This is a genomic window from Thauera sp. DNT-1 (genome assembly GCF_055393985.1).
Window position 1 is genome coordinate 1,034,638 of sequence record NZ_AP043752.1, and the last position, 16,613, is coordinate 1,051,250.

Annotated in this window: 15 protein-coding genes; 3 read left to right on the forward strand and 12 right to left on the reverse strand. The window is 65.5% G+C overall.

What is annotated here, in order from left to right:
- The first annotated feature begins 27 nt into the window (after window positions 1-27).
- Entirely contained in the window at window positions 28-528 is a 501-nt protein-coding gene (locus ACZ5PP_RS04890) for a DUF4124 domain-containing protein (protein WP_004301730.1), read from the forward strand.
- 100 nt (window positions 529-628) lie between these two features.
- On the opposite strand, the gene ACZ5PP_RS04895 is transcribed toward ACZ5PP_RS04890, so the two are convergent.
- Window positions 629-955, reverse strand: a complete 327-nt coding sequence (locus ACZ5PP_RS04895) for an RnfH family protein (RefSeq protein WP_012585581.1) — start codon at window positions 953-955, stop codon at window positions 629-631.
- Window positions 952-1,404, reverse strand: a complete 453-nt coding sequence (locus ACZ5PP_RS04900) for a type II toxin-antitoxin system RatA family toxin (RefSeq protein ID WP_012585582.1) — start codon at window positions 1,402-1,404, stop codon at window positions 952-954. The genes ACZ5PP_RS04895 and ACZ5PP_RS04900 overlap by 4 nt, the downstream gene beginning before the upstream one ends.
- A gap of 122 nt (window positions 1,405-1,526) precedes the next feature.
- On the opposite strand from ACZ5PP_RS04900, the gene smpB reads away from it, so the two are divergent.
- Window positions 1,527-1,973 (forward strand): SsrA-binding protein SmpB, encoded by a 447-nt coding sequence (smpB, locus tag ACZ5PP_RS04905; RefSeq protein ID WP_004301724.1) that lies wholly within the window; start codon window positions 1,527-1,529, stop codon window positions 1,971-1,973.
- A gap of 6 nt (window positions 1,974-1,979) precedes the next feature.
- Here the strand turns inward: smpB and ACZ5PP_RS04910 are convergent, their stop codons facing one another.
- Entirely contained in the window at window positions 1,980-2,552 is a 573-nt protein-coding gene (locus ACZ5PP_RS04910) for a Yip1 family protein (protein WP_004301722.1), read from the reverse strand.
- A 177-nt stretch (window positions 2,553-2,729) separates the two neighbouring features.
- On the opposite strand from ACZ5PP_RS04910, the gene ACZ5PP_RS04915 reads away from it, so the two are divergent.
- Window positions 2,730-3,137 carry a MarR family winged helix-turn-helix transcriptional regulator gene (locus ACZ5PP_RS04915; protein ID WP_004301720.1) on the forward strand — a complete coding sequence of 136 codons (408 nt, stop codon included), beginning with the start codon at window positions 2,730-2,732 and terminating at the stop codon, window positions 3,135-3,137.
- Window positions 3,138-3,174: 37 nt separating this feature from the next.
- Here ACZ5PP_RS04915 and ACZ5PP_RS04920 read toward each other — a convergent pair whose 3' ends face one another.
- The 9 genes from ACZ5PP_RS04920 to ACZ5PP_RS04960 all read right to left on the reverse strand — a co-directional run bounded on the left by ACZ5PP_RS04920 (window position 3,175) and on the right by ACZ5PP_RS04960 (window position 16,527).
- Complete coding sequence (locus ACZ5PP_RS04920) at window positions 3,175-3,906, reverse strand: response regulator (protein ID WP_004301718.1); 732 nt, start codon at window positions 3,904-3,906, stop codon at window positions 3,175-3,177.
- Window positions 3,906-5,849, reverse strand: coding sequence for a type IV pili methyl-accepting chemotaxis transducer N-terminal domain-containing protein (locus ACZ5PP_RS04925; RefSeq protein WP_464826817.1), 1,944 nt, complete (start codon window positions 5,847-5,849; stop codon window positions 3,906-3,908). Before ACZ5PP_RS04925 ends, ACZ5PP_RS04920 begins: the two co-directional genes overlap by 1 nt.
- Before the next feature lie 104 nt (window positions 5,850-5,953).
- A complete protein-coding gene (narI, locus tag ACZ5PP_RS04930) occupies window positions 5,954-6,646 on the reverse strand; it encodes a respiratory nitrate reductase subunit gamma (RefSeq protein ID WP_004301714.1) in 693 nt (230 codons plus the stop codon).
- Window positions 6,647-6,656: 10 nt separating this feature from the next.
- On the reverse strand, window positions 6,657-7,205 hold the full coding sequence (narJ, locus tag ACZ5PP_RS04935; protein WP_004301712.1) for a nitrate reductase molybdenum cofactor assembly chaperone: 549 nt from the start codon (window positions 7,203-7,205) through the stop codon (window positions 6,657-6,659).
- 12 nt (window positions 7,206-7,217) lie between these two features.
- Window positions 7,218-8,789: a nitrate reductase subunit beta gene (gene narH / locus ACZ5PP_RS04940; RefSeq protein WP_004301710.1), complete on the reverse strand. Its 1,572-nt coding sequence runs from the start codon at window positions 8,787-8,789 to the stop codon at window positions 7,218-7,220.
- A gap of 35 nt (window positions 8,790-8,824) precedes the next feature.
- Window positions 8,825-12,580: a nitrate reductase subunit alpha gene (locus ACZ5PP_RS04945; RefSeq protein WP_012585584.1), complete on the reverse strand. Its 3,756-nt coding sequence runs from the start codon at window positions 12,578-12,580 to the stop codon at window positions 8,825-8,827.
- 89 nt (window positions 12,581-12,669) lie between these two features.
- On the reverse strand, window positions 12,670-14,325 hold the full coding sequence (locus ACZ5PP_RS04950; protein WP_043746043.1) for an MFS transporter: 1,656 nt from the start codon (window positions 14,323-14,325) through the stop codon (window positions 12,670-12,672).
- 27 nt (window positions 14,326-14,352) lie between these two features.
- On the reverse strand, window positions 14,353-15,615 hold the full coding sequence (locus ACZ5PP_RS04955) for an MFS transporter (RefSeq protein WP_004301705.1): 1,263 nt from the start codon (window positions 15,613-15,615) through the stop codon (window positions 14,353-14,355).
- A gap of 150 nt (window positions 15,616-15,765) precedes the next feature.
- Window positions 15,766-16,527, reverse strand: a complete 762-nt coding sequence (locus tag ACZ5PP_RS04960; protein WP_004301703.1) for a Crp/Fnr family transcriptional regulator — start codon at window positions 16,525-16,527, stop codon at window positions 15,766-15,768.
- Window positions 16,528-16,613: the final 86 nt, after the last annotated feature.

The following is a 16,613-nucleotide window of genomic DNA, read 5'->3' on the forward strand; positions in this document are numbered from 1 at the left end:
AGCGGCTCGCCGCGGAGAATTGTGCCGATGACCCATCCGTTCGCCCCGGTCGCGATCCTCGCCCTGTTGCTGACCGCCCTTCCCGCGGCCGCGCAGGTCTACAGCTGGAAGGACAAGGACGGGCGCATCCACTACGGCGACATGCCTCCCGCAGGCGTCGAGGCCACGGTGATCCGCGGAGCACGACCGGGTGCCGCCGCGCGCAAGGCTGGAGAGACCGCGCCGTCGGCGGACATGCCGCCTGCTGCCACTCCCACCTCCCCGAGTTCGCTCGCCGAGCGCGAACAGGCTTTCCGGGAACGCCGCGCCGCCGCGGCGGAGGCCGAGGCGAAGGCCGCTCGGGAAGCTGAATCGAGAGGCGAGACGGAACGTTTCTGCACGGACGCGCAGCATGAACTCGCCGCCTTGCGTGGCGGCCAGCGCATGGTCCGCTTCAACGTCAAGGGGGAACGCGAGTTCCTCGACGATCGTGCGCGCGCGGAGCAGGCCGAGGCTCTGGAGCGCAAGATCGCAGATCATTGCAGATAGATCCGACCCGCAGGTCGACGCCAGCAGGCTCGCAAGCCCAACGTCGCGCGAGCGGAAATTCCGCTGCACAGGGTCCGCTGCACAGGGTCGCGCCGATCCATCACTCGGCCGCTTCGGCGGGCCCACCCCCCTTTTTCATGACCTTGCCCTCGTCGGCACGCTTCTTTCGCACCGCCTTCGGGTCGGCGATCAGCGGACGATAGATCTCCACCCGGTCGCGGTCGCGCACCTCGGTGTCGAGCTTGACCAGCCTTGCATAGATCCCCAGCTTGTTCGCACGGTCGGGCTGGATCTCCGGATGCTTCTGCAACAGGCCGGAAGCCTCCAGCGCATCGCGCACCGAGGCTCCTTCCGCCAGCCGCACGTGCACCAGCTCCTGGCGCTGCGGCAGCGCGTACACCACTTCCACGTTGATCATCCCGCTCATGCAGCACTCCCCTGCCCGGCCCGATAGACCTGGCCGGCACGCTTGACGAAGGAATCGACGAAAGTGTTCGCGATATGGTTGAACACCGGCCCGAGCACCTTCTCCAGCAGCTTGCTCGCGAACTGGTAGCGCAGCTGGAACTCGACCTTGCACGCGGTCTCGCCGAGCGCGGTGAAGCGCCAGTGTCCGTCGAGATGGGTGAAGGGGCCGTCGGTCAGGCGCAGCTTCATCTCCTGCGGGTAGCGCTTGGCGTTCTCGGTGCTGAAATGCGCCTTGATGCCATGGTAATTGATGTGCAGCGTAGCCGCGGTGATCGTCTCGGTGCGCCCGATCAGATCGACGCCGCCGCACCAGGGCAGAAACAGCGGGTATTCCTCGCAGCGGTCGACGAGCTCGAACATCTGCGCCGGGGTGAATTCGATCAGGACGAGCTTGTTGACTTCGGCCATGGGCAAGTTGGTCGGCGCCACCACCATGACGGAACGGAGGTGCGGCCGAACTGTTAAAATCCGCGATTCTACCGCATACGGACGCGCCGGCTCAGGGCCGCGCCGCCACGGGACGCCGAACCATGAGCATCATCGAAAACCGCAAGGCCCTTCACGACTACTTCATCGAGGAGAAGCACGAAGCCGGCATCGTCCTCGAAGGCTGGGAGGTCAAGGCGATCCGCGCCGGTCGCTCGAACATCAAGGAATCCTACGTGGTGATCCGCGCCGAGGAGATCTTTGTTTTCGGCATGCACATCACCCCGCTCAGCACCGCCTCCAGCCATGTGCGCCACGACCCGACGCGCACGCGCAAACTGCTGCTGCACAAGAAGGAGATCGCCCGCCTGATCGGCAAGGTCGAGCGCGCCGGCTATACGCTGGTGCCGCTCGACCTGCACTACAAGAATGGGCTCGTGAAGCTCGAGATCGGGCTCGCCAAGGGCAAGAAGCTGCACGACAAGCGCGAGGACGAGAAGAAGAAGGACTGGGAGCGCGAGAAGCAGCGCCTCATGCGGGTCAAGGCCTGAGCGCCCTCACAGCAGCGTCACCGCCCCCCCCGCGACCGCCAGCAGCACCAGCCAGGTCAGCACGCCGAAGCTGGTCACCTGCATGGCCACCTCGCTCGCCTCGACGTCCTCGTCGATGCCGAGCAGGCGGTCGACGCCGTGGCGGATCAGCATGGCCGAGGCGCCGAGCGCGACGAGGCCGACGAGCACCACGAACCACGCGCTGCCGAACACCACCGCGAGCGAGGACAGCCACAGTGGCACCGGCGCGATCGCCGCCACCGTGTAGGCATCCTCGAGCCGGCTGCTGCCGTCCTTGGCCATCGAGGCCTGGCGGATCGAGTTCGCCATGATCGGCACGCTGAAGTGTTCGGCGACGAAGAACAGCACGGCCGCGATCAACCAGTTGCCGAAGCCCGCGTCGGGAAACACCCGGGCGCCCACGCCCCCCGATGCCAGCAGGATCATCAGCGGCGGCAGCAGCGACATCGGCAGGACCAGGCGACGGAACAGCCAGTCCATCGGTGGCCGTTCGCGCGCGACCAAGTCCCAGCCATCGCGGCTCGAAACCACCATGCGGGGAAATTGCATGACGTCCATGATTCGGTCTCCTCTTTCGGGGTGGAAATCCGGCCGCCGCCACGATCCACCTGCGCGCGTGGGCCATCGCTCTTTTTACATCACACTTTGATATTAATCCGCAATCGTCGGATTGCAAGGACGATCTCTCGATCGGACTGCCGAAGCGAGGGCGGAAGAAGCTAAAATCCGCGCACGATGAACACTCCACTCGACAAGTCCGAATTCGAGGCCCTCGCCGACTTCCGCTACCAGCTGCGGCGCTTCCTGCGCTTCTCCGAGTTGCTCACCCGGCGCCACGGCATCACCAACCTCCAATACCTGCTGCTGCTCCAGGTCAAGGGCTATCCCGGACGCGAATGGGCCTGCATCGGCGAGCTCGCCGAGCGCCTGCAGGCCCACCAGCATGGTGTGGTGTCGCTGGTTTCGCGTTGCGAGAAACTCGGACTGGTCGAGCGCCGCCCGGGTCGCGAGGATCGGCGCGCGGTCGAGGTGCACCTGACCGCCGAAGGCGAGCGCCTCGCGGCAACGATCGCACTGCACCACCGCGAGGAGGTCAAGCTGCTCGGCGGTGTGTTCCGCGACCTCGCCTCGCAATTGCGCTGAAGCCTTCGGAAGCCCGCTGCAAACGCGCCGGCGGAGCTCAGCCCTCCGGTCCCTGCCCCAAGCCGTTCTCCACCGCGAATACCGCCGCCTGCACCCGGCTGCTCAGGTTGAGCTTGCGCAACATGTTCTGCACGTGGATCTTCACCGTGCTCTCGGCGAGCTCGAGTGCACGGGCGATCTCCTTGTTGCTCTGTCCGCGCGCGATGAAGCGCAGGATTTCGCGTTCGCGCGGCGACAGCTTCTCGAGTTCGGCCGGCTCCGCACCGGCAGCAGGGGCACTCCTCGCCAGCGCTCCCGGCGCAGGCGCGATCGCACCGCCCATCGCCGCTCGGCTGGCGCTGCTGCGCACGCCGCTCAGCAGCTTGCCCATCATCTGGGGCGAAACCACCGATTCGCCCTGCGCGGCCGTCTTGATCGCCGATACCAGGGTTTCGGCCTGGATGTTCTTCAGCAGGTAGCCGCAGGCCCCGGCGCGCAGCGTCTCGATAAGGTCGTCGGCGTCCTCCGAGACCGTCAACATCAGCACACGCGTCTCGGGCACCTCCTCGAGCAGCAGGCGGGCGGCCTCGCGCCCGGAGAGCCCGGGCATGTTGTTGTCGAGCAACACCACGTCGGGTCGCAGCTGCCCGGCGAGGCGGATGCCCTCGCGCCCGTCGCCGGCCTCGCCCACCACCTCGAAGCAGACGTAGCTCTGCAGCAGCGAACGGATGCCGCTGCGGAACAGCGTGTGGTCGTCGACCAGAAGGACACGGATCTTCTCTTCAGCCATCAAGCCAGCACCTCGTTCGTTCTCGGCAGTTCCAGTCGGATCTCGGTGCCCCGCCCGGGCGACGAGCGCACCGCAAAGCGGCCACCGATCCGCATGGCGCGCTCGCGCATGATCTGCAGGCCGATGTGCGCCTCGCTGTCGGACGCGTCACGGTCTTCCGCAAAGCCCACGCCGTCGTCGCGCACCGTCACCGCGAGCCCGTCGCGACCGCGCCGCACACCCACGGAAACGGTGCTTGCACCGGCGTGCTTGCGCACGTTGGAGAGCGCTTCCTGGATGATGTAGAGCACCTGGGTCTCGGCCTCGGGATCGAGCGGTGCGCCGTCGCCCTGCACGTCGAGGTCGGTGGCGATGCCGGTCTGCTCTGCGAGCCGGCGCAGGGCTGCGGCGATGGCGGCATCGAGATCCTGCTGCTCGACCCGGGTGCGGAAGTGCACCAGCAACTCGCGCACATCCTCATAGCTCTCCTGGATACCGCGACGAAGCATCTCCACGGTCGTACTCACGTCCGCGGCGCGGTTCTCGGCGAGCGCGCGTTCCAGCATCTGCACCTGCAGGTTCAGGAAGGCCAGGCCCTGGGCGATCGAGTCGTGCAGTTCGCGCGCGAGCAGGTTGCGCTCTTCGGAGACGGCGAGTTCGCGCTCGCGCGCGTGCAGGCGCTGGTTCTCGATCGCGATGCCGAGCTGCTGTCCGAGAGCCTCGAGCAGCTGGCGATCGGCGTCGCCGATCGCATCCGACTGGTCGAAATACAGGTTGAACACGCCGAGCGCGCGCTTGCTGGCCGTGATCGAGGTGGCCGACACCGTACGGAACCCGGCGCGCCGACAGGCATCGCGCGTCACCGCGAGCGCGGCATTGCGTACATCCAGGGTCAGCGAAAGCCCGCTGCCCCGGGCCGCCTCGCCGCAGACGCATTCGCCGCAGGCCAGCACTTCCTCGCGATCGAGGAAGTCGTCGCCCAGCCCGTCGTGGACGATCATGCACAGGTTTCGCGATTCGAGATCGAGCAGGCGCGCGGAGCTCGCACTCGCACCCATCGTCTTCTGCACCCGCTCGAGGAAGCCCTTGCACAGCGTGTCGACGTCGTTGGGTTCGCGCAGGAAGGCGACGATCTCGTAGAGGATCTCGAGCTCGCGGTTCTTCTCTTCGAGGCTGCGGGTCTTGGCGACGACACGCTCCTCGAGCGTGTCATAGACGTTCTGCAAGTGGGCTGCCATGCGGTTGAAGCCGGCCGAGAGCTCGCCGAACTCGTCCTGCGACAGCACCGGCACGCGGGCATCGAAATCCTCCTGCCCCATGCGCTTGACGCCCTCGTGGAGCTCGAACACGGGGCGGATCACGGTGAGGAAGAAGAAGCGCAGCAGCAGGATGGTGCCGATCACCGCGAGGGCAACCAGGATCACCTGCGAGGTGCGCAGGATGTTGGTGTTGCGCGCATAGCTCTGCTCCATGCGCAGCACGAAATCGTTGATGTCCTCGACGTAGTCGCGGGCGGCGCGGTCGAACTCCAGGCCCCTGCGATGCAGGTTGGCCGGATCCGGGTCCGCGGCGATCGCGAGCAGGATCGGGCGCAGCTGCACGCTCCATTCTTCGGACATCCCGGAGAGCACCTGCTGGATACCGGCTTCGCGCGGCACGAACAAGGGGCGGGACGGATCTCCCCGGCGCAGCACGCCGAGGATGCGGTCGAAGTCGTCGACCCTCGCCCTCAGGTCGCCAGCGAAACCCTGCCGGTCGCTGGTATGCAGATCCGCACGAGCGAGGTGATGCGCCACGCGGTACAAGCGCATCCGCAGGCTGCCGGCATCGTTGATCGCAGCCGCCGCGCCTTCCAGGCGCCACGAGATGAACAGCGTCAGCGCGATCGCGGCAAGTGCCACGAGGAAAAAGCCGAGCAGCATGCCGGTGATCTTGACCGACAGGCCCGAGCCGCGGATGAACATGAGAATCGGTGCTTTCTGGCGCATCCGCGCAAGCTAGGGGCAAAAGGACCGAAAGGCAAGGCCGGCAGCCTCGATGGCTGCCAGCCCTGCCTCTCGCTTCAGCCTCAGGCCAGGCGGCGCTTGGTCCGGACGATCTGGTAGGCGCGCGTCAGGTAGCTGAACGGCGCGGTCAGGATGTGCACCAGGCGGGTGAAGGGGAACACCAGGAACACCGTCATGCCGAAGAAGATGTGGGCACGGAAGATCGGATCGACCTTCGTCATCAGCTCGGGCTGCGGGTTCAGCAGCAGGATGCTCTTGACCCACTCGGCCAGCGCCAGCATCACGGCCGGATCACCCTTGACGGCGTGACCGATCGAGAACGGCACGGTCAGCAGGCCGAGGATCAGCGTGGCCATCAGCCAGGTGATGATGAACACGTCGCTGCGACGGCTGTTGATGCGCACGCGCGGGTTGTACATGCGGCGATACCACAGCATGGAACCACCGACCAGGCACATGATGCCGAAGATCACGCCGGCGATGATCGCGATCCATTGGTGGGCGAGGTCGGAGATCCCCAGGCCAAGCCACAGGCCGTGCGGCAGCACGAGACCGGCGAAATGGCCGAAGAAGATCATGATGACGCCGACGTGGAACAGGTTGCTCGCCAGCATCATGCCTTGCTTGGACAGCAGCTGCGACGAATCGGTCTTCCAGGTGTACTGCTCGTTGTCGTACCGGATCCAGCTGCCGATCACGAACACGGTCAGCGCAATGTAGGGATAGACCCCGAAAAACAGGTTGGTCAGGGACATCGTCTTCTCCTCAGGCGGCCGCGCGGGCCAGCGAGCTGTGGTTTTCGATCACGCGAACGAGCGCCGCATAGGGGCTCTCCGCCTTTTCCAGGTTGGTCGCGAGCACGTTGAACACCTTCACCGCGTCAGTCAGGAACACGCGCGCCTCGGTCTCCCCGAGTTGCGACACGAACTCCATCATCATCGGCAGGTAGTCCGGGATCTCGTGCTCGTCGTGCTGCAGTCCGTAGGACTTGTAGAACTCCGACAGGTCGATCAGCGCCGGACCGCGGTTCTTGTCGTCGCCGAACACATGGTGGGTCAGGTGCAGGCTGTGCTCCGGGGTGAGGTCGAAGGTCTTGACGAAACGGCCTTCGAGCTCGGTCTGGTCCTGAGCGAGCATCCAGTCGATGAAACCGGCGATGCTCCCGTGCTCAGCCTCGGTGAACACCTGGTCGGTGTCCACCGAGCGCACCAGACCCCGCGCACCGCCCTGCTCCGAGACCGCGGCGCGCAGGTCGCCGACGATCTCGCTGCCCGGGTAGTCGAGCAGCATGGCAAGCAGCTTGTAGGTCTGCATGGTTCAGTCTCCTCAGTAGCGTTCGCCGGTGACGTCGTGCAGCTCGTCGGCGTGCGGGACCGGCTTGCGCGGCTCCATCGACTCCTTGCGGCGCTCGGGGAACAGCGAGTTCGGCGAGATGCCGACCGACGACGCGCTGCCGAAGCTGAAGCCCGCCTGACCCTGGAAGCCGTGGTAGTCCTCGAGGCGCATCTCTTCCTTGGAGGTCGGAATCACGAAGCGGTCTTCGTAGTTCGCGATCGCCAGGTAGCGATACATCTCCTTGGCCATGTCCTCGGTCATGCCCACCGCCTCCAGCGCGCGCGTGTCGGGCGTGCCCTCGACGTGCACCGAGCGCTGGTAGGAGCGCATCGCGATCATGCGGTTGAGCGCGTCGATGATCGGCTGCTCCTTGCCCGCGGTCATCAGGTTGGCCAGGTACTTGACCGGCAGGCGCATCGCGGAGGCCTTCGGGATAACGCCGTCGGCCTCGGTCGGCAGCGCCTTCTGGTCGATCTGCGACTGCACCGGCGAGAGCGGCGGCACGTACCAGATCATCGGCAGCGTGCGGTACTCGGGGTGCAGCGGGAAGGCGATCTTCCACTGCACGGCCATCTTGTAGATCGGCGACTTCTGCGCGGCGAGGATCCAGTCGTCGGTGATGCCGTCCTTCTTGGCCTGCTCGATCACGGCCGGGTCGAAGGGATCGACGAACATGTCCAGGTGCTCCTGGTACAGGTCCTGGACGTTGTCGGCGCTGGCCGCGGCCGAGATCTTGTCGGCGTCGTACAGGATGATGCCGTTGTAGCGGATGCGGCCGACGCAGGACTCCGAACAGACGGTCGGCATGCCGTTCTCGACGCGCGGGTAGCAGCCCACGCACTTCTCGGCCTTGGACGACTCCCAGTTGAAGAACACCTTCTTGTACGGGCAGCCCGAGATGCACATCCGCCAGCCGCGGCAGCGGTCCTGGTCGGCGAGCACGATGCCGTCTTCCTCGCGCTTGTAGAGCGCGCCGGACGGGCACGAGGCCACGCAAGCCGGGTTGATGCAGTGGTTGCAGATGCGCGGCAGGTACATGTGGAAGGTGTTTTCGAACTGCTTGTACATTTCCTTCTCCATGTTGGAGAAGTTCTTGTCACGAGCACGGGAGGCGAACTCGCCGGCGAGGTCGTCTTCCCAGTTCGGGCCCCAGGTGATCTTGTCCATCTTCTCGCCGGTGATCTGCGACACCGGACGCGCGGTCGGCGCGGCCTCGGACAGCGGCGCGTTCTGCAGACGGGCGTAGTCGTAGGTGAAGGGCTCGTAGTAGTCGTCGATCTCGGGCAGGTTCGGGTTGGAGAAGATCTGCACGATCTTCTTCAGGCGGCCGCCGGCCTTGAGCTCGAGCTTGCCGTTGAGCTTGGTCCAGCCACCCTTCCACTTGTCCTGGTTCTCCCATTCCTTCGGGTAACCGATGCCCGGCTTGGACTCGACGTTGTTGAACCAGGCGTACTCGACGCCCTTGCGGTTGGTCCACACGTTCTTGCAGGTCACCGAGCAGGTGTGGCAACCGATGCACTTGTCGAGGTTGAACACCATCGCGAATTGCGCGCGGATTTTCATTTGTTTCTCCTGAATCTCTGGTCTCGAGTCGGCGCTTACTTCTTGCCGATGCCCACGGGGTTGCGTTGGGCTTCGCGTTCGGGCGTGAGCGGACGCTCCAGCCAGTCGATGTCCTGGTCCTCGATCTTGTGGATCACCACGACTTCGTCACGCTGGCAACCGACGGTGCCGTAGTAGTTGAAGCTGTAAGCCAGTTGCGCATAGCCGCCGACCATGTTGGTGGGCTTGACGATGACGCGGGTGACCGAGTTCAGGATGCCGCCACGCTTGCCGGTCGTGTTCGAGCCGGGCACGTTCACGTTCTTTTCCTGGGCGTGATACATGATCGCCATGCCACGCGGGATGCGCTGCGACACCACCGCACGGGCCACCGTGGCGCCGTTGGCGTTGATCGCCTCGACCCAGTCGTTGTCGCGGATGCCGATGGTCGCGGCCTCTTCCTCGGACAGCCAGACGTACGGGCCGCCGCGGAACAGGTTGAGCATGCGCAGGTTGTCCTGGTAGCTGGAGTGGATGCCCCACTTCGAGTGCGGGGTGATCCACGACAGGGTCAGGTGCGGCTTGTTGCGCACGCTGTCGGGCACCTTCTCGTGGGCCTTGAGGTCGACCGGCGGCTTGTAGGCGCAGAAGCCTTCACCGAAGTCGAGGAACCACTCGTGGTCCTGGTAGAAGTGCGCACGACCGGTCAGGGTACGGAACGGAATGTGCTCGTGGATGTTGGTGTAGCCCGCGGTGTAGGACACGGTCTCCGACTCGATGCCGGACCAGGTGGGCGCGGTGATGATCTTGCGCGGCTGGGCGACGATGTCGCGGAAGGTGATCTTGTCCTCGTGACGGCCGGCGTACAGGTGGTGGTGATCGATGCCGGTCTTCTTCGACAGCGCGCTCCACGACTTGTGCGCCACTTCGCCGTTGGTCTCGGGCGCCATGCGCATGACCGAGTCGCAGACGTAGATGTCTTCCTCGAGCGACGGCATGCCCTTCGAAACACCTTCGACCTGCACCGGGTAGTTGCACTTCTTGAGCTCTTCGTACTCCTGGGTGGTATCCCAGTCGATGCCCTTGACGTTGTTGCCCAACTTCACCATCAGCGGGCCGAGCGCGATGTACTTATTGTAGATCTGAGCGTAGTCGCGCTCGACGAGCTTGAGCATCGGCATGGTCTTGCCCGGGATCGGATCGCACTCGCCGTGCTTCCAGTCCTTGCCCACGCCCATCGGAGTCGCGAGTTCCATCGGCGAGTCGTGCTGCATCGGCAGCGAGACCACGTCCTTGCGGGTGCCGAGGTGCTTGGCGCCGAGCGCGGTGAAGGTCTTCGCCAGGGTGCGGAAGATCTGCCAGTCGGACTTCGACTCCCAGCCCGGAGTCACCGCCTCACCCAGCGGGTGGATGAAGGGGTGCATGTCGGTGGTGTTGAGGTCGTTCTTCTCGTACCAGGTCGCCGTCGGCAGGATGATGTCGGAGTATGCGCCGGTCGAGTTGAGGCGGAAGTTGATGTCCACCATCAGGTCGAGCTTGCCGGTCGGGCCATGCTCGCGCCACTTCACTTCCTTGCAGTTGTTGCCCGCGCCGCCTTCCTGCATCACGCCGTTCTGCGCGCCCAGCAGGTGCTTGAGGAAGTACTCGTGGCCCTTGGCCGACGAGCCGATCAGGTTGGCGCGCCACACGATCAGGTTGCGCGGCCAGTTTTCCTCGGCATCCGGGTCGGCGAAGGACACGTCGAGCGCGCCCGACTTGAGCTGTTCGACCACGTATTTCGACACGCTCGCCTCGTCGGTCGCACCCGCACGCGCGGCTTCTTCGGCGAGTTCGATCGGGTTGCGGTTGAAGTGCGGGGCGGACGGCAGCCAGCCCATGCGCACCGCCTTGACGTTGTAGTCGGCGAGCGAGGAACCCTTGTTGCGGCAGGGACCGGCGGGCGACAGCAGCGAGTCGGCATCCACCGTCTCGTAGCGCCACTGGTCGGTGTGGAAGTACCAGAACGAGGTCGAGTTCATGTGGCGCGGCGGACGCTGCCAGTCGAGCGCGAACGCGATCGGCGCCCAGCCCGCTTGCGGACGCAGCTTTTCCTGGCCCACGTAGTGCGCCCAGCCACCACCGGTCTGACCCACGCAGCCGCACATGTGCAGCAGGTTCATGATCGAGCGGTAGGCGAGGTCGTTGTGGTACCAGTGGTTGATCGCAGCGCCCATGATCACCATGGACTTGCCCTTCGTCTTCGAGGCGTTCTCGGCGAACTCGCGGCCGGTACGCTCGAGGTCGGCGGCCTTCACGCCGGTCTGCTTGGCAGCCCAGGCCGGGGTGTAGGCGACATTGGCGTCGTCGTAGGACGAGGCCACGTTGGCGCCACCCAGGCCGCGGTCGATGCCGTACTGCGCGACCTGCATGTCGAACACCGAGGTCACGAAGGCTTCTTCGCCGCTGGCGAGCTTGAGGCGACGCGCCGGCACGTTGCGGTACAGCAGCTCGGGTTCACCCGGCACGAAGTGCGGGAAGCCCACCGAGACGACCTCGTCCTGGCTGCCGATGCAGGTGAGCTCCGCTTCGGTCTCGGCCTGGTCGGCGCCGGCCTTCTCGAGCAGGTTCCACTTGCCGTCCTCGCCCCAGCGGAAGCCGATCGAGCCGTTGGGCGCGATGAAGCGGCCGCTCTTCTTGTCGAAGACGATGGTCTTCCACTCGGGGTTGTTGGACTCGCCGAGGTTGTTGTCGAAGTCGGAAGCGCGCAGGTTGCGATCCGAAACATAGCCCTCGCCGTGCTTGCGCAGCACGACCTGCATCGGCAGGTCGGTGTACTTGCGCGCGTACTCGGTGAAGTACGGGTCCTGCTTCTCGACGAGGAATTCCTTCAGCGCGACGTGGCCCATGGCCAGGAAGGCGGCGGCGTCGGTGCCCTGCTTGACGGGCATCCACAGGTCGGCGAACTTGACGTACTCGGCGTAGTCCGGCGCCATCGACACGATCTTGGTGCCCTTGTAGCGCACTTCGGTGGCGAAGTGGGCGTCCGGGGTGCGGGTCATCGGCAGGTTGGCGCCGGTGATGATCAGATAGGTCGAGTTGTACCAGTCGGCGGCCTCGGGCACGTCGGTCTGCTCGCCCCAGGTCTGCGGCGACGCGGCCGGCAGGTCGCAGTACCAGTCGTAGAACGAGCCGCAGGCACCACCGATCAGCGACAGGTAACGCGCGCCGGCGGCGTACGAGATCATCGACATCGCGGGAATCGGCGAGAAACCGTAGATGCGGTCCGGGCCCCACTTCTTGATCGTGTAGACGTTGGCTGCGGCGACGATCTCGGTGACCTCGTCCCAGCTGGTGCGCACGAAGCCACCCAGGCCGCGCACGTGCACGTACTTCTCGCGCTTGGCGGGATCCTTCTGGATCGCCTCCCAGGCCTCGACCGGGTCGCGTCCGGCCTTGCGCTCGGCGCGGTACAGGTCGAGCAGGCGGCCGCGGATCATCGGGTACTTGATGCGGTGCGGCGAGTACAGGTACCACGAGAACGAGGCACCACGCTGGCAGCCGCGCGGCTCGTGGTTGGGCAGGTCCTCGCGGGTGCGCGGGTAGTCGGTCTGCTGCATCTCGAACGACACCAGGCCGTTCTTGACGAAGATCTTCCAGGAACAGCCGCCGGTGCAGTTCACACCGTGGGTGGAGCGCACCACCTTGTCGTGGCGCCAGCGGTTGCGGTAGGCATCCTCCCAGTTGCGGTCTTCATTGGTGACGATACCGTGTCCGTTCGAGAAGGTCTCCTTGACCTTGTCGAAAAACCTCAGGCGATCGAGAAAATGACTCATGGTTTGCTCCTCTCAAGTCGTCGCTTCGTTCGTCAAGCGCGATCGGTAAAAGTCTGGTTGAAAAAGGGAATCCGTCGGTCGGGCGGGAATCAGGGGTTCTGGATGTACGCGTCCTTGCGCAGGTAGAACCACCAGTTGAGGACCACGCACAGGGCGTAGAACACTGCAAAGCCGTACATCGCGTACTCGGGCGTGCCGGCCTTGATCTGGCCGCCGATCACCACCGGAGCGATGAAGGAGCCGTAGGCCGCCACCGCAGAGGTCCAGCCCAGCACGGGGCCGCGCTCGTCCTTGTCGAACACGAAGCCCACGGTACGGAAGGTCGAGCCGTTGCCGATGCCGGAGGCCGCGAAGAGCAGCACGAACAGCGCCATGAACATGAAGAAGTACTGTTCCGGCGTCGCCGAGTGGTAGGCGAGGAACATCACGTAGCCGGTCACCGCGGAGGCGATCACGAGCACGATCGAGATCCACTGGGTCACGATCGAGCCGCCCAGCTTGTCCGAGATCCAGCCGCCCACCGGTCGGATCAACGCGCCGACGAAGGGGCCGATCCAGGCGAACATCAGCGCGGAGGGCGCGTTCGGGTTCTTCGCATGCACCCAGGCCTGGGTGGCCGGATCGAGCACGTGGGTGTTGCCGAAGATCACCGTGATCGACAGCGGCAGCGCCATCGAGAAACCGATGAAGGAGCCGAAGGTCACCACGTAGAGCGCGGTCATCGACCAGGTGTGCTTGTTGCGGAAGATCGCGAACTGCTTGTCGAGATTGGTCTTCATCTCGCCGCTGGCGGCGAACTTCATGCCGTACAGCGTGCCGAGGATGACCAGCGGCAGCATGATCCACATCCCGCCGCCCGCGAGCACGCCGAGGCCGCTCGGCAGGTAGAGGTAGAGACCGATCGCCGAAACCACCAGGGCGATGCCGTAGAACAGGATGATCTTGCCGAGCGCCGCGCCCGTGGAGCCGATGTTGGGCGACACGGTGAGGAGGTTGTTCATGCCGAACCAGCCGACCACCGCGAGCGGCACCAACAGCAGCAGCCAGACGAAGCCGGCGTTCTGCACGTAGGTCGGCGTGCCGGCGGCGATCTTGCCGATCAGCGTGGCGGAATCCTTGACCAGCGGGATCGCGTCGCCGCCGAGTGCGCCGAACACCCCCATGGTCATCACTGCCGGAATCAGCAGCTGCGAGGTGGTCACGCCGAAGTTGCCCAGGCCGGCGTTGAGGCCGAGCGCGGTGCCCTGCAGGCGCTTGGGGAAGAAGGTGGAGATATTGGCCATCGAGCAGGCGAAGTTGCCGCCGCCCATGCCCGACAGCAGCGCCATGAGCTGGAACACCCACAGCGGCGTCTCCAGACTCTGCAGCGCGATGCCGGTACCCACGGCGGGGATCATCAGCAGCGCGGTGGTCAGCCACACCGTGTTGCGACCGCCGCAGATGCGGATGAAGAAGGAGGCCGGGATGCGCGTGGTGGCACCCGACAGGCCGGCGATCGCGGCGAGCGAGAAGAGCTGGTCGGGGGCGAAGGGGAAGCCCGCGTTGGCCATCTGCACCGTGATGATCCCCCACATCAGCCACACGGCGAAGCCGCACAGCAGGCTGGGGATGGAGATCCACAGGTTGCGGTTGGCGATCCGCGAGCCCTTCTCCTTCCAGAAGGCCTCGTCCTCGGGGCGCCAATCGACGAGGTCGACGCTGCTGGTGATCGCCGGGCTCGGCGCCGCGACATTGCTTGCTTGCATGAAACCCACTCCTCGTTGTCTTGCGAATCAGGCCTTGGACGAGTCGACCGCGGTGTCGTGACCGTCGAACATGTCGACACGACGGACTTCCGTCAGGTACATCCAGATCAGGGAAACCCAGGTCACGCCGTAGAGCAGCATGAAGGCGCTCGAGCGCACGCCGGTGAGGTCGACCAGGGCGCCGAACATGATCGGCAACAGGAAGCCGCCCATGCCGCCCACCAGGCCGACGATGCCGGAGACCGCGCCGATCTCCTTGGGGAACTCGTTGGAGATGTACTTGAACACCGAGGCCTTGCCGAAGGCGAAGGCGATGCCGACGATGAAGAGCAGGATCGTAAACACCCACACGTTGAGGTGGATGCTGAAGGTGCGCGGCCCCTCGACGGTCTGCACGGTGAAGTCGGTGTTCGGATAGGAGAGCAGGAACAGGCAGATCCACGACGCCCACATCACCCACCAGGTGACCTTGTGCGCGCCGTAGCGGTCGGACAGCCAGCCGCCCACCGCGCGCAGCACGCCGCCGGGCAGGGAGAAGCAGGCAGCGAGCAGCGCCGCCGCCTGGATGCCCATGCCGAACTCGTTGACGTAGTACTTGGTGAGCCACAGCGACAGGCCGACGTAGCCGCCGAACACGATCGAGTAGTACTGGCAGTACTTCCACACGCGCGGATCCTTGAGCACGCGCAGCTGGTCGCGGAAGGTCACCGAGGAGTGCACCCGGTGCTCGGGGTCGTCGTAGGTGAAGAACCAGAACGCGACCGCGGTGATCAGCATCGCCGCCGCATAGACCTGCGGCACCATCTGCCAGCCGAACATGACCACCAGCGTGGGCGCGACGAACTTGGTGACCGCGGCGCCCGAGTTGCCGGCACCGAACACCCCCATCGCGAAGCCCTGGTTCTGGCGTTCGAACCAGCGCGCGCAGTAGGCGATGCCGACCGAGAAGGAGCCGCCCGCGAAGCCGACAAAGAGGCCGGCGACGAGGAACTGCCAGTATTCGGTCGCATGGCCGATCAGCCAGATCGGCAGCACGGTGCACAGCATCAGCACGAAGAAGACGATGCGGCCGCCGAACTTGTCGGTGAGCATGCCGAGGGGCAGACGGATCAGCGATCCGGTCAGCACCGGGGTAGCCGCCAGCAGGCCGAACTGGGTCTCGTTGAGGGCGAGAACCTCCTTGATCGGGATACCGATCACCGCGAACAGCATCCACACGGCAAAACAGACGGTGAATGCGGTGGTGCTCATGATGAGCACGGACATCTGCTGAAACTTGCGAGTAGCCATTTCCCACTGCGCTCCGGAAAGGTCCGACGGTCACGAATTTTCCGGGGTGAGGATAGGCTCGGGCGGCGCCCCGCACCATTCGCCAAAAGCACGGGATCGGCACTGCCGGCACGACGGCGGACTAGTCCTTAGTGCCTAGCCCGGACGAGCTCAGAGGGGTAGGACCGCCTCGTCGTGCGTCAGCAGGCGGGCGAGCTGCGCACGGTTGCGCACGCGGATGCGACGGCCGCTCACGGTGAGCACGCCCTCCTCGACCAGGCTGCGCAACACCCGCGAGAGCGTCTCGGGCGTGAGGTTGAGCAAGGAGGCGATGGTCTTCTTGGGCGCGGCCAGGACGATGCAACCATCGCTGCGCGCACCGCGCTCGAGCTGTTCGAGCAGATAGCTCGCCACGCGCACCGCCGCCGGGCCGCCGACGGTGCTGCCGATCGCGTCGATCAGGCGCTGGATGCGCGCGCACACCGCGACCAGCATGCGGTTGGAGAGCGAATTGTCCATCGCCACCGCGGCCAGCACGCGCTCGCGCGGAACATGCACCAGCACGACCGCGCCGACCGCCTGCGTCCACGTTCGATAGCGCTCGCCGGTGAACACGCCGATCTCGCCGAACATGCCGCCCGGCTCGAAGAGCTCGACCACCTTGTCCTTGCCCTCGGGCCCGCTGACCATCAGGCGGACCGCGCCGTTGCAGACGAAGAACAGGCCGCTGGGGTGGGAGCCGCGCTCGAACACCGTGGCCGACGAGGACAGGCGGACGAACTCCGCGCCGCGCGCAAGCTCGTCGAGCACCTCGGGCCCGCTGCCGAGCAGGATCGGCATGCGCGCCAAGGCCTCGCGAGGCGAAGCGGCCTTGCGCGCGAGCGCAGGACGCACGCGCGACTCCTCCGCATGAGTCAGGACGATGGTGGACACAGGTCTGTTTTATCCGCCGGCATGGGTCGCGACGGTTCCTCCTCCAGTTCCATCCTAGACCCTGGCACGGCCGCTGACCATTGGCC